The organism is Streptomyces sp. NPDC101132, assembly GCF_044759225.1.
In the GTDB taxonomy this organism is placed as follows: domain Bacteria; phylum Actinomycetota; class Actinomycetes; order Streptomycetales; family Streptomycetaceae; genus Streptomyces.
Genome location: NZ_JBIVYX010000005.1, coordinates 454,822 through 473,852, shown reverse-complemented (window position 1 = coordinate 473,852; position 19,031 = coordinate 454,822). Strand labels below are relative to the sequence as shown.

20 protein-coding genes are annotated in these 19,031 nt (G+C 73.0%); 9 read left to right on the top strand and 11 right to left on the bottom strand.

Annotated elements, in window-relative coordinates; translation table 11 throughout:
• Positions 1-58: 58 nt before the first annotated feature.
• Complete coding sequence (gene lysS / locus ACIQUR_RS15115; RefSeq protein WP_403663830.1) at positions 59-1,840, top strand: lysine--tRNA ligase; 1,782 nt, start codon at positions 59-61, stop codon at positions 1,838-1,840.
• Between the two features lie 87 nt (positions 1,841-1,927).
• Here lysS and ACIQUR_RS15110 read toward each other — a convergent pair whose 3' ends face one another.
• The 3 genes from ACIQUR_RS15110 to ACIQUR_RS15100 form a co-directional block, all read right to left on the bottom strand.
• Positions 1,928-3,724, bottom strand: coding sequence for a DUF2637 domain-containing protein (locus ACIQUR_RS15110; protein ID WP_403663827.1), 1,797 nt, complete (start codon positions 3,722-3,724; stop codon positions 1,928-1,930).
• 168 nt (positions 3,725-3,892) lie between these two features.
• Complete coding sequence (locus ACIQUR_RS15105) at positions 3,893-4,624, bottom strand: DUF3558 domain-containing protein (protein WP_403663824.1); 732 nt, start codon at positions 4,622-4,624, stop codon at positions 3,893-3,895.
• Between the two features lie 87 nt (positions 4,625-4,711).
• Positions 4,712-5,617 (bottom strand): DUF3558 domain-containing protein, encoded by a 906-nt coding sequence (locus ACIQUR_RS15100; protein ID WP_403663821.1) that lies wholly within the window; start codon positions 5,615-5,617, stop codon positions 4,712-4,714.
• Positions 5,618-5,788: 171 nt separating this feature from the next.
• On the opposite strand from ACIQUR_RS15100, the gene ACIQUR_RS15095 reads away from it, so the two are divergent.
• Entirely contained in the window at positions 5,789-6,985 is a 1,197-nt protein-coding gene (locus ACIQUR_RS15095) for an RtcB family protein (protein WP_403663818.1), read from the top strand.
• A 56-nt stretch (positions 6,986-7,041) separates the two neighbouring features.
• Here the strand turns inward: ACIQUR_RS15095 and ACIQUR_RS15090 are convergent, their stop codons facing one another.
• A complete protein-coding gene (locus ACIQUR_RS15090) occupies positions 7,042-7,875 on the bottom strand; it encodes an LAGLIDADG family homing endonuclease (RefSeq protein WP_403663815.1) in 834 nt (277 codons plus the stop codon).
• A gap of 227 nt (positions 7,876-8,102) precedes the next feature.
• Between ACIQUR_RS15090 and ACIQUR_RS15085 the strand changes: the two genes are divergently transcribed.
• Positions 8,103-8,780: a polysaccharide deacetylase family protein gene (locus ACIQUR_RS15085; protein ID WP_403663812.1), complete on the top strand. Its 678-nt coding sequence runs from the start codon at positions 8,103-8,105 to the stop codon at positions 8,778-8,780.
• Between the two features lie 24 nt (positions 8,781-8,804).
• Here ACIQUR_RS15085 and ACIQUR_RS15080 read toward each other — a convergent pair whose 3' ends face one another.
• Positions 8,805-9,560 carry an SDR family NAD(P)-dependent oxidoreductase gene (locus ACIQUR_RS15080; RefSeq protein ID WP_403663809.1) on the bottom strand — a complete coding sequence of 252 codons (756 nt, stop codon included), beginning with the start codon at positions 9,558-9,560 and terminating at the stop codon, positions 8,805-8,807.
• A 159-nt stretch (positions 9,561-9,719) separates the two neighbouring features.
• Here ACIQUR_RS15080 and ACIQUR_RS15075 point away from each other — a divergent pair, with 159 nt between their 5' ends.
• Positions 9,720-10,214, top strand: a complete 495-nt coding sequence (locus tag ACIQUR_RS15075) for a hypothetical protein (protein WP_403663806.1) — start codon at positions 9,720-9,722, stop codon at positions 10,212-10,214.
• Between the two features lie 98 nt (positions 10,215-10,312).
• Here ACIQUR_RS15075 and ACIQUR_RS15070 read toward each other — a convergent pair whose 3' ends face one another.
• The 3 genes from ACIQUR_RS15070 to ACIQUR_RS15060 all read right to left on the bottom strand — a co-directional run bounded on the left by ACIQUR_RS15070 (position 10,313) and on the right by ACIQUR_RS15060 (position 13,034).
• Positions 10,313-11,761: an FAD-dependent monooxygenase gene (locus ACIQUR_RS15070; RefSeq protein ID WP_403663803.1), complete on the bottom strand. Its 1,449-nt coding sequence runs from the start codon at positions 11,759-11,761 to the stop codon at positions 10,313-10,315.
• 77 nt (positions 11,762-11,838) lie between these two features.
• Positions 11,839-12,573: a Mut7-C RNAse domain-containing protein gene (locus tag ACIQUR_RS15065; RefSeq protein WP_403663800.1), complete on the bottom strand. Its 735-nt coding sequence runs from the start codon at positions 12,571-12,573 to the stop codon at positions 11,839-11,841.
• A 41-nt stretch (positions 12,574-12,614) separates the two neighbouring features.
• Entirely contained in the window at positions 12,615-13,034 is a 420-nt protein-coding gene (locus ACIQUR_RS15060) for a winged helix-turn-helix transcriptional regulator (RefSeq protein ID WP_403663797.1), read from the bottom strand.
• Positions 13,035-13,165: 131 nt separating this feature from the next.
• On the opposite strand from ACIQUR_RS15060, the gene ACIQUR_RS15055 reads away from it, so the two are divergent.
• A complete protein-coding gene (locus ACIQUR_RS15055; protein WP_403663794.1) occupies positions 13,166-14,059 on the top strand; it encodes an NADP-dependent oxidoreductase in 894 nt (297 codons plus the stop codon).
• Between the two features lie 33 nt (positions 14,060-14,092).
• Here the strand turns inward: ACIQUR_RS15055 and ACIQUR_RS15050 are convergent, their stop codons facing one another.
• Positions 14,093-14,644 carry a GNAT family N-acetyltransferase gene (locus tag ACIQUR_RS15050; RefSeq protein WP_403663791.1) on the bottom strand — a complete coding sequence of 184 codons (552 nt, stop codon included), beginning with the start codon at positions 14,642-14,644 and terminating at the stop codon, positions 14,093-14,095.
• 82 nt (positions 14,645-14,726) lie between these two features.
• Between ACIQUR_RS15050 and ACIQUR_RS15045 the strand changes: the two genes are divergently transcribed.
• Together ACIQUR_RS15045 and ACIQUR_RS15040 are read left to right on the top strand one after the other, a co-directional pair.
• Entirely contained in the window at positions 14,727-15,011 is a 285-nt protein-coding gene (locus tag ACIQUR_RS15045) for a hypothetical protein (protein ID WP_403663788.1), read from the top strand.
• A 31-nt stretch (positions 15,012-15,042) separates the two neighbouring features.
• Positions 15,043-15,618 (top strand): TIGR03086 family metal-binding protein, encoded by a 576-nt coding sequence (locus ACIQUR_RS15040; RefSeq protein ID WP_403663784.1) that lies wholly within the window; start codon positions 15,043-15,045, stop codon positions 15,616-15,618.
• Between the two features lie 14 nt (positions 15,619-15,632).
• Here ACIQUR_RS15040 and ACIQUR_RS15035 read toward each other — a convergent pair whose 3' ends face one another.
• Both ACIQUR_RS15035 and ACIQUR_RS15030 read right to left on the bottom strand, forming a co-directional pair.
• On the bottom strand, positions 15,633-16,115 hold the full coding sequence (locus ACIQUR_RS15035) for a GNAT family N-acetyltransferase (protein ID WP_403663781.1): 483 nt from the start codon (positions 16,113-16,115) through the stop codon (positions 15,633-15,635).
• A 133-nt stretch (positions 16,116-16,248) separates the two neighbouring features.
• Positions 16,249-16,872 carry a hypothetical protein gene (locus tag ACIQUR_RS15030; protein ID WP_403663778.1) on the bottom strand — a complete coding sequence of 208 codons (624 nt, stop codon included), beginning with the start codon at positions 16,870-16,872 and terminating at the stop codon, positions 16,249-16,251.
• A 139-nt stretch (positions 16,873-17,011) separates the two neighbouring features.
• Between ACIQUR_RS15030 and hemL the strand changes: the two genes are divergently transcribed.
• Together hemL and ACIQUR_RS15020 are read left to right on the top strand one after the other, a co-directional pair.
• Positions 17,012-18,334: a glutamate-1-semialdehyde 2,1-aminomutase gene (gene hemL, locus ACIQUR_RS15025; protein WP_403663775.1), complete on the top strand. Its 1,323-nt coding sequence runs from the start codon at positions 17,012-17,014 to the stop codon at positions 18,332-18,334.
• The gene (locus ACIQUR_RS15020; protein WP_403663772.1) at positions 18,324-19,004 is read left to right on the top strand and encodes a histidine phosphatase family protein; all 681 of its coding nucleotides are present in this window, start codon (positions 18,324-18,326) and stop codon (positions 19,002-19,004) included. The genes hemL and ACIQUR_RS15020 overlap by 11 nt, the downstream gene beginning before the upstream one ends.
• Positions 19,005-19,031 lie beyond the last annotated feature (27 nt).

The window sequence follows — 19,031 nt, the reverse complement described above, 5'->3', positions numbered from 1 at the left end:
CGCGACCCACCTCCCGGGATAAAAAGCAACCCCGGGGAGCGGGCTTCCGTCTGGGAGAATGTTCCCAGCCAGTTCAGAACCAGATAGCCAGATAGAAGGACGTGTCGTGGCTCAGAGCGCCCCAAGCAGCACCGAGACCGACTGGGTCTCCCGTTTCGCGGACGAGGTCATCGCCGAGGCGGAGCGGCGTGCGCCGGGCAAACCTGTCGTCGTCGCGTCCGGCCTGTCCCCCTCCGGCCCGATCCACCTGGGCAACCTCCGCGAGGTCATGACCCCGCACCTGGTCGCGGACGAGATCCGCCGCCGCGGCCACGAGGTCCGCCACGTCCTCTCGTGGGACGACTACGACCGCTACCGCAAGGTCCCCAAGGGCATCCCCGGCGTCACCGAGGAGTCCCACGGGCAGCACATCGGCCGCCCGCTGACCGCCGTGCCGGCGCCCGAGGGCTCCGAGTACCCGAACTGGGCCGAGCACTTCAAGGCCGCCATGGTCGACTCGCTGGCCGAGCTGGGCGTCGAGTACGACCCGATCAGCCAGACCGAGCAGTACACCACCGGCGTCTACCGCGAGCAGGTGCTGTTCGCGATGAAGCACCGCGGCGACATCGACGCCGTGCTCGCCCAGTACCGCACCAAGCCCAAGGCCGCCAAGAAGTCCCAGAAGCCGGTCGACGAGGCCGAGCTGGAGGCCGCCGAGGGCTCCGGCGCCGCGGGCGAGGACGACGGCAGCACCGAGGGCTCCGAGTACTTCCCGTACAAGCCCTACTGCGGCGAGTGCAACAAGGACTTCACCAAGGTGCTGTCCTACGACGACGACAGCACCGAGCTGACCTACGTCTGCACCGAGGACCAGTTCACCGAGACGGTCAAGCTCTCCGAGTTCAACCGCGGCAAGCTGGTCTGGAAGGTCGACTGGCCCATGCGCTGGGCCTTCGAGGGCGTCGTCTTCGAGCCCTCCGGCGTCGACCACTCCTCGCCCGGCTCGTCGTTCCAGGTCGGCGGCCAGATCGTGCACATCTTCGGCGGCGAGCAGCCGATCGGCCCGATGTACGCGTTCGTCGGCATCAGCGGCATGGCCAAGATGTCCTCCTCGAAGGGCGGCGTCCCCACCCCGGCCGACGCCCTGCAGATCATGGAGCCGCAGCTGCTGCGCTGGCTGTACGCCCGCCGCAGGCCCAACCAGTCCTTCAAGATCGCCTTCGACCAGGAGATCCAGCGGCTGTACGACGAGTGGGACAAGCTGGAGGCCAAGGTCGCCGACGGCACCGTCCTGCCCGCCGACGCCGCCGCCCACTCCCGGGCCGTCCGCGTCGCCTCCCACGAACTGCCGCGCACCCCGCGCCCGATGCCGTACCGGACCCTCGCGTCCGTCGTCGACATCACCGCGGGCCACGACGAGCAGACCCTGCGCATCCTCTCCGACCTGGAGCCGGAGAAGCCGCTGACCTCGCTCGACGAGGTGCGCCCGCGCCTGGACCGCGCCGAGAACTGGATCACCACCCAGGTCCCGGCCGACCAGCGCACCCTCGTGCGCGACGAGCCGGACACCGAGCTGCTCGCCTCCCTCGACGACGAGGGCCGCCGCTCCCTGGAGCTGCTGCTGGAGGGCCTCGACAGCCACTGGTCGCTCGACGGGCTGACCACCCTGGTCTACGGCGTGCCGAAGGTGATGGCCGGCCTCGACCCCGAGGCGAAGCCGACGCCGGAGCTGAAGGTCGCCCAGCGGCAGTTCTTCGCCCTCCTGTACCGCCTGCTCGTCACCCGCGAGACCGGTCCGCGCCTGCCCACCCTGCTGCTCGCCGTCGGGGCGGACCGGGTGCGCAAGCTGCTGGCCGCGTAGCCGTCGTACTCCGCCCGCGCAACGCGGAAGGGCCGGTTCCCCGCTGGTGCGGGGGACCGGCCCTTTCCGTTGTGCCGAGGGTGCGGGCTACGCGATGTGCTCGTTCTCCAGCTCGGTCTGGTAGCGCTGCTTCAGGTACGGCTGCATGCGCCGGATCAGCGGCAGGCTCCGCGGGTGCGTGACGCCGTGGATGTCCGCGAGGTGTATGTCGAGCGCCTCGGGCGACGGGAAGTTGTTGTGCTCGTCGACGAAGGCACGGAACGCCTTGTACGCCAGCTCCTTGAACTCCGCGTCACCGGGCTGCTCGGGCTGCGCGGCGGCCTCGGCCGCCCCGGCCCGCTCGCGGCCGGCGGCCTCCGGGCCCTCGGCGGCCGGACCGGCCTGGGCCTGCGCCGCGGCGTCCTCCGCACGCGGGGCCGGCACCGGGAGCTCGGGCTGCTCCTGGTCGGCCGCCGGGTCCGGGCCCGCCGGGGGCGCGACCGGGTGGGGCGCCAGGCCCTCCACGAACTGCGGGTTGTACGCGCCCTCGTACGTCGCCTGCGGGGCCACCGGGGCCGCGAACCACGAGCTGTTGTGCGCGGCCGGCATCTGCGTCGGGTCCACCGGCACGAGCGGCTCGGGCGTGGGGGCGTACGGGGTCATGCCCGGCGCCATGCCCTGGTCCGGGTACGGCTGCTGCGGGAGGCCCTGCTGCGGGATCCCGGGGAGCTGCCCCTGGGCGGCCTGCCGGGCGTCCGCGCCCTGCTGGGGGTACGGGAAGACGCCCGCGCCCGTGTCGGCGGCCCGGACGGGCTGCTGCGGGCCGTGCTGGCCCTGCGGAACGTGCGGGCCCTGCTGGCCCTGCTGCCCCTGCCGAACGTGCGGGCCCTGCGGCCCCTGCACCGGGCCGGCACCCTGCGGGCCGCCCGGCACCTGCGGGCCGCCCGCGGCCGGGACCCGGCCCGCGCCGGGACCCTGCACCGCGGCCTCCTGGGCCACCGGCTCCGGATGCGGCAGCCCCTGGGGCCCGTCACCCGGCACCCGTACGCCCTGCGCCGCGCCCTCAGGCCCGGCGGCCGCCCGTACCGGAACCCCGGCACCCGGCTGCCCGCCCGACGGCAGCTCCGCCGCCTCCACCGGAGCCGCCACTTCCCGCGCCAGCACCGGCGAAGCCGCCGCGGCCAGCGCCGGCTGCGGCACCGGAGGCAGCAGCACCGGATCGATGCCCGCCGCCGCCAGACCCTCCGGCGCCGTCTGCGCCAACGGCACACCGATCCGCGCCAGCCGCAGCGGCATCAGCGCCTCCACCGGAGCCTTCCGCCGCCAGGCCCGCCCGTACCGCGCCTGCAGCCGCGCCTGGTAGATCAGCCGGTCCTGCTCCATGCCGACCGCCTGCTCGTACGAGCGCAGCTCCCACAGCTTCATCCGGCGCCACAGCTTGAACGTCGGCAGCGGCGACAGCAGCCAGCGCGTGATCCGCACGCCCTCCATGTGCCGGTCGGCCGTGATGTCCGCGATCCGGCCCACCGCGTGCCGCGCCGCCTCGACCGTCACGACGAACAGCACCGGGATGACCGCGTGCATGCCCACACCCAGCGGATCCGGCCAGGCGGCCGCGCCGTTGAACGCGATCGTCGCCGCGGTCAGCAGCCACGCCGTCTGCCGCAGCAGCGGGAACGGGATGCGGATCCAGGTCAGCAGCAGGTCCAGGGCCAGCAGCACGCAGATGCCCGCGTCGATGCCTATCGGGAAGACCAGCGAGAAGTCCCCGAACCCCTTCTTCAGCGCGAGCGCGCGCACGGCGGCGTACGACCCCGCGAAACCGATACCCGCGATGATCACGGCGCCCGCGATCACGACGCCGATGAGTATCCGGTGCGTTCGAGTCAGCTGCATCGCGGCCACCCGCGACCCCTCCCTTGTCGAGCCTGGCGCGCACAGCCTGGCACATGCGCGCCGTCCGGGCGCCTCTCGGGGACCACTTGGGGCCGGCTCGGGACTGCCCGTAACCGGCCCGGAACTGCATGGAACCGGACGGGGCCCGTCCGGCCCCGTCCCCGCACCCCGCCGGTGCTACTTGTTGGCGGCCGCCACGGACGCGACGGCCTCCTTGGCCGCGGCCACCGCGCCCTGGAGGAGCTTCGCCGGGTCCGGGGCCTTCATGCCCTCGTAGGACGCGCCGTTGTAGTCGAGCGTGATCACGACGTTCTCCGTGCGCGCCACCACCGTCTGGTTGAAGAAGTCCACCTGCTTCTTCGCCGAGGAGGTGACCGTGGTCGCCTCGTCGCCGATACCGGCGGCGTCGGCGGCCTTCACGCCCGTCGCACCCTCCGCGGTCTTCGCCGCCTCGACCTGCTTGGCGTACTGCTCGGCGGCCCGCTTGTTGCCGCTGCCCAGCGTCTCGTGCGAGTCGTAGCGCGCCATGGAGATCGCCAGCCAGCGGTACTCCGAGCCCTTCAGGCCGTTCTCGTCGAGACCGTTCCAGGAGCAGGTGGCACGGCTGGTGAGGTCGTTGGACTTGGCCGAGGTGCCGTCCTTGTCCTTGGCCTCCGGCACGAGCGTGTCGACCGTCTTCTGCACGATCGCCTTGCACGGCTCGGGCAGCTTGGCGAAGGCCACCTTCTCCAGGGTCGGCGTGGGCTTGGCGCTCGGCGACGAGGCCGAGGACGCGCCGGACTTCCTGCCGCCGTCACCGTCGGAACCGGAACCGGAGCCGGAGTCCGAGGAGCAGCCGGAGACGGCGAGGACCACCGGGACGGCAGCGCAGGCGAGAACGCGGGTGAAGCGCGAGGCTGATCGGTGCATGGTTCCTTCACTCAATGGCTTGCGGGACCCGGCAACGGTAGCCCGATCGGGTGGCGGGCTGCTGTGCGTGGCGTCACGCCGGCTCCGTCACTCACTCAGCGCGTCGGCCAGTCCCGCCGCCAACTCCCGTGCCGTGTCCTGGGTTTCCTCGGCGTCCGGGGTGTCCGACGGAGCCGTCGGCTGCACCGTGTAGTCCACGGTGACGATCACATTGGACGACCGGAACACCAGATGGACCGTGCGGGCCTGCGCGGTCGGCCCGGCCGGCGTGAGCCGGTCCTCCAGGAACGCGTCCTCCCCGAGGTCGTCCAGCGCGCGGGAGCCGAGGGCGGGGCCGCCGGAGGGCGTACCGGAGGGCGCGCCGCCGGACGCCGCCGGACTCCCGGAGCCCGCGGGGCCGCCGGACGTACCGGCCGACGGGGCGCCGGAACCGGCCGTGCCGGGGGACGGCGCGCCGGCCGAGGGGGCCCCGGACGACGGCGTGCCCGACGGCGTGCCCGACGGCGTCCCGGCAGACGGGCTCGCGCTCGCCGTCGCGGCCGGCACCGGCAGGTGGGCCGCGGCGAGCAGGCGGTCGTACACCTGCCGTGCCTTGTCGTCGTCGCTGGTGGCGGGGTCGTACGAGACCACCCGCTCGTACCCGACGAAGAGCAGCCGGGTCGCGTCGCCGGACGCGGCCTTCCAGCGGCAGCCGACGCGCCGGTCGCCGTCGTACGAGACGTCGGCCCGGCCCGCGTACAGCTGGTCGCGCTGCTCCGAGGTGAGGGAGGCGTCGGCCGGCAGCATCGCCTTCAGGCGCCGTCCCTCGACGGAGGAACAGGGCTCCGGGAGGCTGCGGTACCTCCCCGGCTCGGCGGCCACGTTCGACTCGCCCGGCTTGGGGTCCGTACCCGATCCGTCGGTCCCTGAGCCGGCGCTGCAGCCCGCGACGAGCGCGGTCAGCACCGCCACGACGGGGGCGAGGGCCGTCCGTCGTCGCACGTGGCGTCGCACGTCGGGGGCTCCCTTCGGCAGTAAAAACGGTTGCCGCGCGATGGCGGCAGGCGGACACAATGTCTATCGCACGCACCGCTGCCGACGCCGGTCCGATGTCTCATTCGGCCCCAAGAGCGAGGCTTTTGCGTTTTCCAGACTTTTGAAGCATTCCGGGGGAATGAAGACGTTATGTCGTACGTAGAGGTTCCGGGGGCGAAGGTCCCCATCCGCATGTGGACGGATCCGTCGACGGTCGAGGACGTCGCGATGCGTCAGCTCCAGAACACCGCGACCCTGCCGTGGATCAAGGGCCTGGCCGTGATGCCGGACGTGCACTTCGGCAAGGGTGCGACCGTCGGCTCGGTGATCGCGATGAAGGACGCCGTCTGCCCGGCGGCGGTGGGCGTGGACATCGGCTGCGGCATGTCGGCGGTCAAGACCTCGCTGACCGCCAACGACCTCCCGGGGGACCTCTCCCGCCTCCGCTCGAAGATCGAGCAGGCCATCCCGGTGGGCGCGGGCATGCACCGCGACCCGGTGGACCCGGACCGGCTGTACGGGTTCGGGGGGTCGGCGGGGCTGGACGACCTGTGGCAGCGCTTCGACTACGTTGCGGATTCGGTCAAATTCAGGCGAGAGCGTGCTGGAAGGCAACTAGGAACGCTCGGAGCCGGAAATCATCTGGTCGAAGTCTGTCTCGATGAGGCGGGATCGGTCTGGCTCATGCTCCACTCCGGGTCCCGGAACATCGGCAAGGAGCTCGCGGACCACCACATCGGTGTGGCCCGGTCACTGCCGCACAACCAGAACCTGGTCGACCGCGACCTCGCTGTCTTCATCGCTGCGACGCCGCAGATGGAGGCGTACCGGAGCGACCTGTACTGGGCCCAGGAGTACGCGAAGTACAACCGCGCGATCATGATGAGCCTCCTCAAGGAGGTCGTCCGCCGGGAGTTCCGGAAGGCGAAGGTCTCCTTCGAGCAGGAGATCAGCTGCCACCACAACTACGTGTCGGAGGAGCGGTACGACGGGATGGATCTGCTGGTCACGCGCAAGGGCGCGATCCGCGCCGGACGCGGCGAGTACGGGATCATCCCTGGCTCAATGGGCACAAGCTCGTACATCGTGAAGGGGCTGGGCAATGAGGCCGCCTTCAATTCGGCGTCGCACGGTGCCGGGCGGCGGATGAGCCGGGCGGCTGCGAAGCGCCGGTTCACGGTGCAGGATCTGGCCGAGCAGACGCGGGGAGTCGAATGCCGCAAGGATTCCGGCGTTCTCGATGAGATCCCGGGAGCCTACAAGCCGATCGAGCAGGTCATGGAGCAGCAGCAGGACCTGGTCGAAGTCGTGGCCAAGATCAAGCAGGTCATCTGTGTGAAGGGCTGAGCATGCAGATGGGGGGCAGCGCTGGCGCTGCCCCCCATCTCGTCGTTCTCGGGGTGCTATTCCGCCGGGGCGGGAAGTTGTCCGGTTCGGATACGCCACAGCCGCATGGCGCAGCTCTGCTCGGTGCGCTCCAAGGCGCGCCCGGCCGCTGCCGGGTCGTTCAGGCGGAGCAGTACGTGGTCCTCGGCCACGTTCCAGCGCCGGCGAGGCGGCGCGATCCTCATGTCTGCCGGGCGAACCCAGCCTTGGATTGCCGCGGCGTTCGCCTTCTTGTGCTCAAGGCCCAGACAGCCGGGATAGTAGAGGTGTGCGGCCAATTGCTGGGCCTGCTCCTTGAAGTAGACGATGTTATAGATCTGGTCACGTTTGTTCCGGGCGATGGTGCGCCCCTTCCCGGTGACGTTCTCGGCGTAGCGGCACAGGTACGTGACGACGGCCGTGCTGGCCGAAGTGAACGCGAGGAAGGGGAAGCCCTGGGCGGTCCAGCCCACCGATCCATCGGCATCGATGAGGCCGCGCAAGTAGTCCCGGCCGGAGAACTCCACGTGGGGCGGCCGGACGCTCAGAGACTTCCTCCCGTACGGGACGCCCAGTTCGTTGATGACGGTCCGGGCTTCGAGCGCGCTCACGGCCCATGTTGCCGAGTGGTGTGTGGCTGCGAAGTTGGTGGCGCGGACGCGTTCGGTGACCGAGCTGTAATACGGGGTCAGGGCTTGGAACTCGCGGAGGATGTGGATGTCCCGCGCGTTGATCTCAACGGTGAGGCGACCCTTCCGTCCGGCGCCCTGCGCCAGGTGTCCGTCGGCCTGGATGAAACCGAACATGTAGGCGTAGCGCGGGTCTTGGAGGTCCATGAAGCGCGGGGTGGCGCTAGGGTCCTGTTCAGCCATGAGGAAGCTCCTCTTCCTTTGTCGGTGAGGCCCTCGGCCGGGATGGCAGTCCTGGTCGGGGGCCGTTTTGCTGAGGCTGAAGTTAGGCCGGGCCGGGGGGCTTTTCGGGTCGTTCGTGTGCGCTTCGCTCGAACGGGTGGCGGAATCCGTCGTTCCTTGCGGGCGGTCAATGCCCTTTGTCGGTCCGGGGGTTGACCGGATGGTTGGTCTAGACCAGGGTGGGGGGCATGTGGAGAACTCGTGGTCTGGTGGGGTTGTTGGCGGCCGGTGTGATGGCCGTGGGCGTGGGGGGTTCCGCGGTCGCGGGGACCGGGCTGCCGCCCGTGGTGTCCCGGGTGCCGACGGCCGAGAAGGTCGTGTTCATCACCGTCGACGACGGCTGGTACCACGATCCGGCGGTGGCGCAGGCGCTGGTCGAGAAGCGGGTGCCGGCCTCGCTGTTCCTGCTGCCGGGGGCGACGTCGTACGACACCGCGTACTTCACCGGGCTCGTCGCGCAGGGGCGGGTGAAGGTGGAGAACCACACCGTGAACCACCCGGACCTGACCACGCTCGACGCGGCCGGCAAGGACGCCGAGGTGTGCGGCGCCGGGGAGCAGCTGGAGGCGGTGTTCGGGCGGGAGCCGAAGCTGCTGCGGCCGCCGTACGGGGCGTACGACGACGACGTACGGCTGGCCGCGAAGGCCTGCGGGGTGAAGGCCCTGGTGACGTGGACGCACGACTTCACGACCTGGGGCGACGTGCCGCCGCCGGTGCCCGCGCTGAAGGCCGGGGACATCGTGCTGCTGCACTTCACGCCGACGCTGGCGGCGGACCTGCAGCGGGCCCTGGACGCGGCGAGGGCCGCGGGGCTGAAGCCCGCGGCCCTCATGCCGGCGCTGAAGGACGCCGGGCTGGTGCCCTGATCTCCCCGGTTCCGGTGGGGGCGGTCAGAGCTCCCGGTGGACCTTGGTGTTCGAGGCCTGGGCGCGGGGGCGGACCACCAGGAGGTCGATGTTGACGTGGGAGGGGCGGGTGACGGCCCAGGTGATCGTGTCGGCGACGTCGTCGGCCGTGAGCGGCTCCGCCACTCCCGCGTAGACCTTGGCGGCCTTCTCGGTGTCGCCGCGGAAGCGGGTGGTCGCGAACTCGTCGGTCTTGACCATGCCGGGGGCGATCTCGATGACGCGGACGGGCTGGCCGACGATCTCCAGGCGGAGCGTTTCGGCGAGGACGCGGGCGCCGTTCTTGGCCGCGACGTAGCCGGCGCCGCCCTCGTAGGTGGCGTGGCCGGCGGTGGAGGAGAGGACCACGACCGTGCCGTCGCCGCTCGCGACGAGGGCGGGCAGCAGGGCCTGGGTCACGTGGAGGGTGCCGATGACGTTGACCTCGTACATCGTGCGCCAGTCGGCCGGGTCGCCGGTGGCGACGGGGTCGGCGCCGAGCGCTCCGCCCGCGTTGTTGACCAGCACGTCGCAGCGCTGGAGGGAGGCGGCGAAGGCGTCCACGGCGGCGCGGTCGGTGACGTCGAGGGCGTGCGCGGTGGCCTGTCCGCCGGCGGCGGTGAGTTCCTTGGCGAGGGCCTCGATGCGGTCGGCGCGGCGGGCGGTGAGGACCACGTGGTACCCGGCGGCGGCGAGCTGCCGGGCGGTGGCGGCGCCGATTCCGCTGCTGGCTCCGGTGATGACGGCCGTGCGGGTGCTCATGGACGCTCCTCGTTCCAGGGGTGGTGCGGGCGGATCGCGCAGGTGGTCGATTTCCTGCCGGTCGGGGCCAGCATAGGCGCGCCTGGATGGGGGAGCGGCGCGACCACGATCGGGTGGTGATCCGATGAGCCGATCTTCCGCTTTCCTACGGTGCGGTGCATGCGCACAGGGCGAATGGTGGCAGTGGGCGGCGCGCGGGTCGCGGCCGCGGTGGTGGTGCTCGGGGCGGTGGCCGGCCCGGCGTGGGCGGTGCCGGTGGCCGCGGCCCCGGCGGAGGCGGACGTCGCGTACCACGGGCAGGTGTCCCTGGCGGCGGGGCTGCTGGGGATCTCGCTGATGCCGGAGAACCACGGGCCGGCGGGGCTGGTCAACGCGACCGTGCGGCTGCGGCTGTCGGTGCCGCTGGCGGACGCGCAGCAGCTGGCGGCGGGGTGCGCGCGGGCGGGCGACCGGGTGCTGGTGTGCGAGACGGGGGCGCTGCCGGTGAGCGGGAAGGGCCGGCAGATCGAGGTGGCGCTGGTGCTGAAGGACCGTCCGGCGGAGGCGGTGGTGCGGATCGACACCTGGTGGAACGGGGGTGCGGTCGACGCCGACCTCAAGAACAACGAGCACGCGGTGCTGGCGCTGGACACGGGGGACTCGTACGTCTTCTGAGGCGGATGGCGGTTCGCGGTTCGCGGTTCGCGGCCGGCGGGTCGGGGCGCGGGGTCCGGTGGGTGTGCCGGGCCCCGCGCCCGTCCGCCGGGCCCCCGTCAGCGCAGCCAGCGGCCGAGGGCCGTGCGGACGGTCGCCGGGTCCGGCTCGCGGGCGGCCCAGGCGACGTAGCCGTCGGGCCTGATCAGGGCGCAGGCGCGCCGGGTGTCGGACCAGTGCGCGTGCCGGACGGCGGGGGTGCCGGGGCCGAGGGTGGTGCCGGGCGGGGTGACGAGGACGAAGCCGCCGTCGCGCAGCAGTTCGTACAGGCGGCCTTCGGCCAGTACGAGGTCGGGCGCGCGGCGGCCCGAGGGGCGGTGCTCGCCGGGGGCCGGCGGGTACGCGATGCCGATGCCGCTGATCATGCCGGTGGCCCGGTCCACGGCGGGCCGGAGGGTGCTGACGGCGGCGGCGCCGAGGTCGCGGGCGGCCTTGCGGACCCGGCCGCGGGCCATGGCCAGGCGGATCATGGCGCCGCTGCTGCGCAGGACGGTGCGGCCGACGGGGTGGCGTTCGGAGTGGTAGGTGTCGAGCAGTGCCTCGGGGTCGGGGGTGGTGCCGAGCAGGGCGGCGGCGAGCTTCCAGGAGAGGTTGGCGGCGTCCTGGAGGCCGGTGTTCATGCCCTGGCCGCCGGCGGGGGAGTGGACGTGGGCGGCGTCGCCGGCGAGGAAGACGCGGTCCTGGCGGTAGGCGGGGACCTGGCGTTCGTCGCTGTGGAAGCGGGAGAGCCAGCGCGCGTCGTGCATGCCGAAGTCGGTGCCGAGGGCGGCGCGGGCGATCTCCTTGACCTCGTCGAGGCCGACGGGCTCGGTGTCGGCGACCTGGTGTTCCCGCAGCCAGCCCATGACGCGGTACCAGCCGTCGCCGAAGGGGGCGATGAAGGCGAAGGCGTCGCCGGTGCCGTTGACGGTGACGGTGGAGGCGGGTTCCTCGGCGAGGCGGACGTCGGCCAGGACCATGGACCGGATCACGGAGTCGCCGGGGAAGGGGAGGCCCAGCTCGCGGCGTACGGTGCTGCGCACGCCGTCGGTGCCGACCAGGTAGCGGGCGGTGAGGGTGGTGCGGGTGCCGTCGGGGCCCTGGAGGTCGGCGCTGACGGCGTCGGGGCGCTGGCGGAGGCGGAGCAGGGCGGTGCCCTCGCGGAAATCCACACCTGTGGACAGCGCGCGGCGGTGGAGCAGGTGCTCGACCTCGTACTGCGGGGTGATGAGGAGGTACGGGAAGCGGCTGCGCAGTCCGCTCAGTTCGAGCGGGGTGCGGCCGAAGAGGCCCAGGCGGCGGACCTGTCGCCCGGTCTTGACGAGTTCGTCGGCGAGGTCGCGGGCGTCGAGGAGTTCGAGGGTGCGGGCGTGCACGCCGAAGGCCCGGGTGAGGTTGCCGTCGTGGTGCGGGCGGCGCTCGGCGAGGGTGACGCGCAGTCCGGCGGCGGCGAGGTCGCCGGCCAGCAGGAGGCCGGTGGGGCCGGCGCCGACGACCAGGACGTCGGTGTCGGTGGGTGCGGTGGGCATGGGACGTGGGCCTCCCCGGGTCGATGTGCCGTCTGGTCGCGTGCGTACCCGGGGATCCCTGCCCAGCCACGGGTGGTTCAGGCGGCCCGGTCCCCGAATTCGTCGAGGGCGTCGGTGACGATGCGTTCCAGCCGGGCGTGGTGGGCTCCGCGCCAGTAGACGCGTTCGCAGTCGGAGCACTGGGCGAAGACGTCGTAGGTGCGGTGCGTGCCGTGTTCGAGGCGGTCGCCGACGGAGTCCTTGTCGGCCTCGTGCAGCGGGCCGTTGCAGGCGGTGCAGCGGGTCCACGGCGCGAGGGCGGGGGCGAACCGGCCGAGGACGTCGCGGAGTTGTTCTTCGGGGCGGTCGCTGTAGACGTACGCGCCGGCCCAGATCTCGCGGCGGCGCAGCAGGCCGCGGTCGCGGGAGAGCAGGACGCGGCGTTCGGCGGCGGAGCGGGCGGCGAGCGCGGGGTCGCCGATGTCCTCGTTCTCGTACGCGGCGTCGACGCCGAGCAGCCTCAACCGGCGGGCCAGCGTGCCGAGATGGACGTCGAGGAGGAAGCGGAGCGGGGCGCCGGGCACCTGCTGGGGGCGGGTGACGCCCTGGACCTCGACGGACTCCCCGGCGCGGGGCACGTGGGAGGCGGGGACCTCGTGGCCGTCGACGAGGAGGCGGCCGACCTCGGTGAGTGGGACGCCGGTGGACTCGACGACGTGGCCCAGGCTGGAGGAGCCGTCGGTGACGGTCCTGGCGCGGGCGGCGCGGCGTTCGGGCGCGGTGAAGAGGTGCAGCTCGGGGGCGAGGGTGAGGTGGATCTCCGGACCGTTCACGGTGCCAGCATGCCACCGGGGGCGGTGGGCGGCCGAGGGATTTACGCGGTCCCGGCGGCCTGCGCGGCGGCGTCGTAGGTCTCGCGGGAGCTGAGGACCTCCTCGATGTGGTTCTCCGCCCAGTCCTTCACGGCGCTGAGCAGGCAGGCCAGGTTGCCGCCGAGCGGGGTCAACTCGTAGTCCACGCGCACCGGTACGGAGGCGGTGACGGTGCGGGAGACGAGGCCGTCGCGCTCCAGGGAGCGGAGGGTCTGGGTGAGCATCTTCTGGCTGACGCCGGGGATGGTGCGGCCGAGGTCGCTGTAGCGCATGGGGCCGGTGGCGGCGAGGGCGCTGACGATGAGGCTGACCCACTTGTCGCTGATGCGGGCCAGGAGCTGGCTGGTCGGGCACTCCTTGAGGAAGGCGTCGTAGGCGTGGCGGGCCGCCTCGCGGCGGGCGGTGGCGGTCTGCGTGGCCATGGCTCCTACCTCCGGGTCGGGTACGCACCTTGAAGTGCGTACTTACCAAAAGAGAGTACCTCTCCATACGTTAGTGCGCAGCGGAAAGAGCGAAACGCAACGCGAACCAGCGTGAAGGAAGAGGGAGAGTCATGCGAGCGGTCATCGTGAACGGTTTCGGCGGTCCCGAGGTCCTGGAGGTCGTGGAGACCGCGGTGCCGGAGCCGGCGGCGGGCCAGCTGCGGGTGCGGGTGACGGCCACGGCCGTGAACCCGGTCGACACCGCCGTGCGCGCCGGGATCTTCGGCGGCGCTGGGCAGCCGGTCGGTTTCGGCTGGGACGTGGCGGGCGAGGTCGACGCGGTCGGCGCGGAGGTGACCGGCTTCGCCGCCGGGGACCGCGTGGTCGGCCTGCACTACGGGGCCGTGAAGCCGCTGGGCGCGCACGCCGAGTACGTGGTGCTGGACGCCGCCGCGGCGGCGGCCGCCCCGGCGAGCGTGGACGACGTACGGGCCTCGGTGCTGCCGCTGAGCGGGCTGACGGCGGCGCGGGCGGTGGCGCAGCTGGGGCTGCCGGCCGGGTCCTCGGTGCTGGTCACCGGGGCGGCCGGGGTGGTCGGCGGGCTGGCGGTGCAACTGGCCGCGCGGGCCGGTCTGGTGGTGACGGCGCTGGCCGGTGCCGGGGACGAGGAGCTCGTACGGTCGCTGGGCGCCGCGCACTTCGTGCCGCGGGACGGCGAGCCGGACCCGGTGGACGGGGTGCTGGACACGGCGGTGCTGGGGGAGCGGGCGCTCGGGTACGTGAAGGACGGGGGCGTGTACGTGGGCGTCCACCCCGGGGCCGCGCCGGCTGCGGTGCGCGGGATCAGGGTGGAGGAGCAGGAGGTCGCCGCGGACGGCGCCCACCTGGCGGAGCTGGCCGGACTGGTCGACGCGGGGGTGCTGGACCTGCGGGTGGCCCGTACGTACCCGCTCGACGCGGCCGCCGAGGCGCACGCCGAGCAGTCCAAGGGCGGGGTGCGGGGGCGGCTGGTGCTGGTCCCGTAAGGGGCCGGCGGGGCCGGGCCGGGGGCGCCCGGCCTAGCCCGCCCGCAGGTCGTACCGCCAGTCGTTGCTCGGGTGCCAGTGGCCCGGCGGGTACTCGAAGTCCGTGGTGCCCATCAGCGTGAAACCGGCCCTGCGGCAGACGCCGTTGGAGGCCGGGTGGCCGGCGCCCGGGAAGGCGTGCAGGTGGCGGCGGTCGCCGTGGGCCCGGGCGTGGGCGATCAGCGCCCGGGCGGCGGCCACGGCGAGGCCCCGGCCCTGGTGCTCGGGCAGGATGCCCCAGCCGGTCTCGTACACCTCCTCGCCCTGCCACTCGCGCGGCCAGAAGCCGATCGAGCCGACCACGCCGCCCGTCCCGGCCACGCCGCCCGTCCCGGCCACGCCGCCCGTCCCCGCGGCCCGCACGGTGAACATCCGGCCGGCCGCCGGGGCGGCGGCGCTCATCGCGAGGTACCTGCGGTGCCGGTCGGCGAGCTTGGCCGCCGTCTCCGGGCCGCCCAGGTGCTCGGTCATGGCCGGTTCGTTCTTCCGCTCCAGCAGCCAGAAGTCGCCTTCGGCCCAGGGCTCCAGTCGCAGCGGTGTGTCCATCCGGCCACCGTAAGGTCAGTCACTGACAGGCGTGCGGCCCCGGGCTACGCTCGGCCGACTGTCGGGACAGGAGGTGCGGCGGATGTACCAGTGGGTGCTGGCCGGGGTGAGCGGGGCGGCGCTCGTGGGGGCCCTCGTGTTCTTCGTACGCCCTCGGAACGTCAAGGAGCGGCTGGCGGCCGCCGCCGGTGTGCTGGTGTTCGGCACCGAACTGGCGAAGCACCTGCCCCGGGCGCTCGGCGCGAGCACCGCCGCCCGGGACGCCTGGGAAATGGCCGCCGCCGTCACCCAGGTCCTCGGCGTCCTGACCGTCCTGTCCGTCCTGGCCGTCCGCCGGACGCGCCGCCGCCGCGCCGCGCGGGGCTGAGCCGCCCCGCGCCGGAGCCTACGGTTCCGGTATGAGCGACAACCGGCACAGCATCGGATCCCTGCTCGGGGCGGCGGCCGCGCGGGCCGTGCCCGTCGTACGGGGCGTGGACGAGCGGCAGCTCGGCGGGGCCACGCCCTGCTCCGGGTACGACGTGGGCGAGCTGCTGAACCACTTCTTCGACGTGGTCGTCAACTTCACCGAGCTGGCTCACAAGCGGCCCAGCGCCTTCGCCGAGAAGCCCGACTACCTCGGCACCGGGGACTGGCGCGAACGCTTCGCCGACGAGGCCGACCGGCTGGTCGCCGCCTGGTCCGCGCCCGGCGCCGAGGAGGGCACCACCGGTCACGCGGACCAGCCGGCCCGCGTGGTCGGCCGCATGGTGCTGCTCGACCTGACGGTGCACGCCTGGGACCTCGCCCGCGCCACCGGCCAGGAGTTCACCCCGGACCCGGACGCCGTGGACGAACTCGCCGGGGTGATCGCCGACATGGCGCCGGCCGCCCGCGACGCCGGGATGTTCGACGAGCCGGTCCGGCCGGGACCGGACGACACCCGCTTCGAGAAGCTGCTCGCCGCCACCGGCCGCGACCCCCACTGGGCCTGAGCCCCGGCGCCGGCCTACGCCTCCAGCACCAGCAGGAACTCGTCCGTCTCCGCGCCCCGCGCGTGCGCCCAGTTCCGCTCGGTGCCGGTCACCACGAACCCGCACTTCTCCAGGACCCGTACCGACCCGGTGTTGTCGCACGCGGCCCGCGCGTGCAGCGGCCGCTCCGGCACCAGCTCCAGCAGCCGCCGCAGCGCCGCCGTGGCCACGCCCCTGCCCCAGTGCTCGCGCAGCACGCGGTAGGTCACCGAACGCTCCTCGGGCGGCCCGAAGACCCCGGCCTGCCCGAGCAGCGTGCCGTCCGCGTCGGTGATCGTGAACATCAGGACCTCGGGGTCGGCCCGGTGGCGCTCCGCGCGGGCCCGGAAGGTCTCCCAGTCGGCCGGCTCGGCGCGCGTGAAGGCCGCCATGCGGTTCGACTCCGGGTCGAGGTAGTCGGTGTGGAGCGGCGGCAGGTCGCTGTCGCGGACCTCGCGCAGGATGATGTCGTCGGCCATGGCGCCAGCGTAGGGGCGGGCACCGACATTCCCCCGGGGCCGCCGCGGGCTTCACGGGGGGAGACCCCGGCGCGGCGGGCGACTCGCGTACGGTGGCGCGCTCCGGCCCCCGCTCGTCGCGGAGCGTGGGGGCCTACGGCCAGACCAGGCAGTACGGCTGGTGGCCGGCCTCGTGCAGGCGGTGGGAGAAGTCCTGCCACTCGTGGAGCAGCTGGTAGACGTTGAAGGCGTCGCTCGGGCCGCCGCGGTCCGGGACGGTGGACCAGATGAAGGCGGCGGCGCCCACCGACTCCTCGCCGATGTCCCGCAGGGGGTCGACGACGGTCATCGGGAGCTTGACCACGGCGTAGTCGGGGTGGAGCACGACCAGCTCCAGCGGAGGCACCTTGTGCAGGGGTATGCCCTCGATGCCGGTGAGGACCATCGCGGCGACGGTCTCCGGCTTGATCTTGGTGAACATGCCGCCCATGCCCAGCTCGTCCCCGCCGAGCTCCTCGGGCCGCATGGTCATGGGGACGCGCGCGGCCGTGGCCCCGTCCGGTGCGCCGAAGTACTTGTAGGTCACGCCCATGCCGCGGCCCCCGATCGTGGTGCCCGAATCGGGGCCCTCCCGGCCCGGCAGCGCCACCTCGGGGGTGTCGGCCTGCTCGGCGGTGTGGCGTCGGTGTCTGCCCCGGCGGCGCGCCTCGCGGGCTTCACGGGCGCGCTTGGGGTCCAGGCCGTCCGTACCCTCGCCCGGTCCACCACCGCGTTGCATATCTCCACCCGACTGCTCTACCGGCCGCCCGGACCCCACCGTGCAGCCTGATCATCATGGCAGTGACCTCCCCCACGGCACGACGGTGAAACACGAAGCGCAAACACCTGTCCGCAAGACGGTCCGGGGCTCTGACACCATGGCTGATGTGAGCTACCCATACCAGGCCCCAGTTTCGCAGACTCTTTTCGACCGGGCGGCAGTCGTGACCCCCGGCGGCGTGAACTCTCCCGTCCGTGCCTTCAAGGCGGTGGGCGGTACGCCCCGGTTCATGGTGTCCGGTACCGGTCCGTACCTCACCGACGCCGACGGGCGCGAGTACGTCGACCTCGTGTGCTCCTGGGGTCCCATGATCCTCGGGCACGCCCACCCGGAGGTCGTCGCGGCCGTGCAGGAGGCCGTCGCGCGCGGCACCTCCTTCGGCACGCCGGGTGAGGGCGAGGTCGCCCTGGCCGAGGAGATCGTCGCCCGGATCGAGCCGGTCGAGCAGGTCCGCCTGGTGTCCTCCGGCACCGAGGCGACCATGTCCGCGATCCGGCTGGCCCGCGGGTTCACCGGCCGCGCCAAGGTCGTGAAGTTCGCCGGCTGCTACCACGGGCACGTGGACGCCCTGCTGGCCGCGGCCGGCTCGGGCCTGGCCACCTTCGCGCTGCCGGACACCCCGGGCGTGACCGGCGCGCAGGCGGGCGACACCATCGTCCTGCCGTACAACGACCTGGACGCCGTGCGGGCGGCCTTCGCGGCCCACCCCGGCGAGATCGCCTGTGTGATCACCGAGGCCGCGCCCGGCAACATGGGCGTCGTGACCCCGGCCGCGGGCTTCAACCAGGGCCTGGCGGACCTCTGCCGCGAGAACGGCGCGCTGTACATCTCCGACGAGGTCATGACCGGTTTCCGCACCTCGCGGGCCGGCTGGTACGGGGTGGACGGCGTCCGTCCGGACCTGATGACCTTCGGCAAGGTCATGGGCGGCGGCTTCCCGGCGGCGGCCTTCGGCGGCCGCGCCGACGTCATGGCGTTCCTGGCCCCGGCGGGCCCCGTCTACCAGGCGGGCACGCTCTCCGGAAACCCGGTCGCGACGGCCGCGGGCCTGGCGCAGCTGCGGCTGCTCGACGAGGCGGCGTACGCGAAGGTGGACGCGGTCTCCCGGGAGATCCAGGACCTGGTGACGGGCGCGCTGGCCAAGGAGGGCGTGGCGCACCGGCTGCAGACCGCCTCCAACATGTTCTCGGTGTTCTTCACCGCGGACGAGGTGCGGAACTACGACGAGGCCAAGCGCCAGGAGTCCTTCCGCTTCACCGCCTTCTTCCACTCGATGCTGGCGCAGGGCGTCTACCTGCCGCCGTCCGCCTTCGAGTCCTGGTTCGTCTCGACGGCGCACGACGAGCGCGCCGTGGAGCGGATCGCCGCGGCCCTGCCGGCCGCCGCCCGTGCCGCCGCGGAGGCCACCGATGAGCAGTGACGAGATCACCGTCGTCCACCTGATGCGCCACGGCGAGGTGCACAACCCGGACGGCGTGCTGTACGGCCGCCGCGCCGGCTACCACCTGTCGGAGCTGGGCCGCCGGATGGCGGACCGGGTGGCGGAGCACCTGGAGGGCCGCGACGTCACGTACGTGGTCGCCTCCCCGCTGGAGCGGGCCCAGGAGACGGCCGCGCCGATCGCGAAGAGCCACGGGCTGGACCTGGCGACGGACGCGCGGCTGATCGAGGCGGGCAACGTCTTCGAGGGCAAGACCTTCGGCGTGGGCGACGGCGCGCTGAAGAAGCCGGGCAACTGGAAGCACCTGACGAACCCGTTCAAGCCGTCCTGGGGCGAGCCGTACATCGAGCAGGTCGTACGGATGACGGGCGCCCTGGAGGCGGCGCGTGACGCCGCGCGGGGGCACGAGGCGGTGGCGGTCAGCCACCAGCTGCCGATCTGGATCGTGCGCAGCTTCGCGGAGAAGCGGCGGCTGTGGCACGACCCGAGGCGCCGTCAGTGCACGCTGGCGTCGCTGACGTCCTTCACGTACCGGGGCGACACGCTGGTCTCGGTCGGGTACAGCGAGCCGGCCCGGGACCTGGTGCCGGCGCACCTGCTGGCCGGCGCCAAGCCGGTGAAGGGGAAGTCGAAGGCGTTCGGCGCCTGACGGCCGCGGGCCCGTTCGTCACGGATT

What these genes read in the sequence shown, in the direction of transcription:
- lysS (WP_403663830.1), top strand. Translation starts at nt 59, where the DNA reads ATGTTCCCAGCCAGTTCAGAACCAGATAGCCAGATAGAAGGACGTGTC.
- ACIQUR_RS15105 (WP_403663824.1), bottom strand. Translation starts at nt 4,624, where the DNA reads ATGCACCGATCAGCCTCGCGCTTCACCCGCGTTCTCGCCTGCGCTGCC.
- ACIQUR_RS15095 (WP_403663818.1), top strand. Translation starts at nt 5,789, where the DNA reads ATGTCGTACGTAGAGGTTCCGGGGGCGAAGGTCCCCATCCGCATGTGG.
- ACIQUR_RS15090 (WP_403663815.1), bottom strand. Translation starts at nt 7,875, where the DNA reads ATGGCTGAACAGGACCCTAGCGCCACCCCGCGCTTCATGGACCTCCAA.
- ACIQUR_RS15085 (WP_403663812.1), top strand. Translation starts at nt 8,103, where the DNA reads ATGTGGAGAACTCGTGGTCTGGTGGGGTTGTTGGCGGCCGGTGTGATG.
- ACIQUR_RS15080 (WP_403663809.1), bottom strand. Translation starts at nt 9,560, where the DNA reads ATGAGCACCCGCACGGCCGTCATCACCGGAGCCAGCAGCGGAATCGGC.
- ACIQUR_RS15075 (WP_403663806.1), top strand. Translation starts at nt 9,720, where the DNA reads ATGCGCACAGGGCGAATGGTGGCAGTGGGCGGCGCGCGGGTCGCGGCC.
- ACIQUR_RS15070 (WP_403663803.1), bottom strand. Translation starts at nt 11,761, where the DNA reads ATGCCCACCGCACCCACCGACACCGACGTCCTGGTCGTCGGCGCCGGC.
- ACIQUR_RS15060 (WP_403663797.1), bottom strand. Translation starts at nt 13,034, where the DNA reads ATGGCCACGCAGACCGCCACCGCCCGCCGCGAGGCGGCCCGCCACGCC.
- ACIQUR_RS15055 (WP_403663794.1), top strand. Translation starts at nt 13,166, where the DNA reads ATGCGAGCGGTCATCGTGAACGGTTTCGGCGGTCCCGAGGTCCTGGAG.
- ACIQUR_RS15050 (WP_403663791.1), bottom strand. Translation starts at nt 14,644, where the DNA reads ATGGACACACCGCTGCGACTGGAGCCCTGGGCCGAAGGCGACTTCTGG.
- ACIQUR_RS15045 (WP_403663788.1), top strand. Translation starts at nt 14,727, where the DNA reads ATGTACCAGTGGGTGCTGGCCGGGGTGAGCGGGGCGGCGCTCGTGGGG.
- ACIQUR_RS15040 (WP_403663784.1), top strand. Translation starts at nt 15,043, where the DNA reads ATGAGCGACAACCGGCACAGCATCGGATCCCTGCTCGGGGCGGCGGCC.
- ACIQUR_RS15035 (WP_403663781.1), bottom strand. Translation starts at nt 16,115, where the DNA reads ATGGCCGACGACATCATCCTGCGCGAGGTCCGCGACAGCGACCTGCCG.
- ACIQUR_RS15030 (WP_403663778.1), bottom strand. Translation starts at nt 16,872, where the DNA reads ATGCAACGCGGTGGTGGACCGGGCGAGGGTACGGACGGCCTGGACCCC.
- hemL (WP_403663775.1), top strand. Translation starts at nt 17,012, where the DNA reads ATGGCTGATGTGAGCTACCCATACCAGGCCCCAGTTTCGCAGACTCTT.
- ACIQUR_RS15020 (WP_403663772.1), top strand. Translation starts at nt 18,324, where the DNA reads ATGAGCAGTGACGAGATCACCGTCGTCCACCTGATGCGCCACGGCGAG.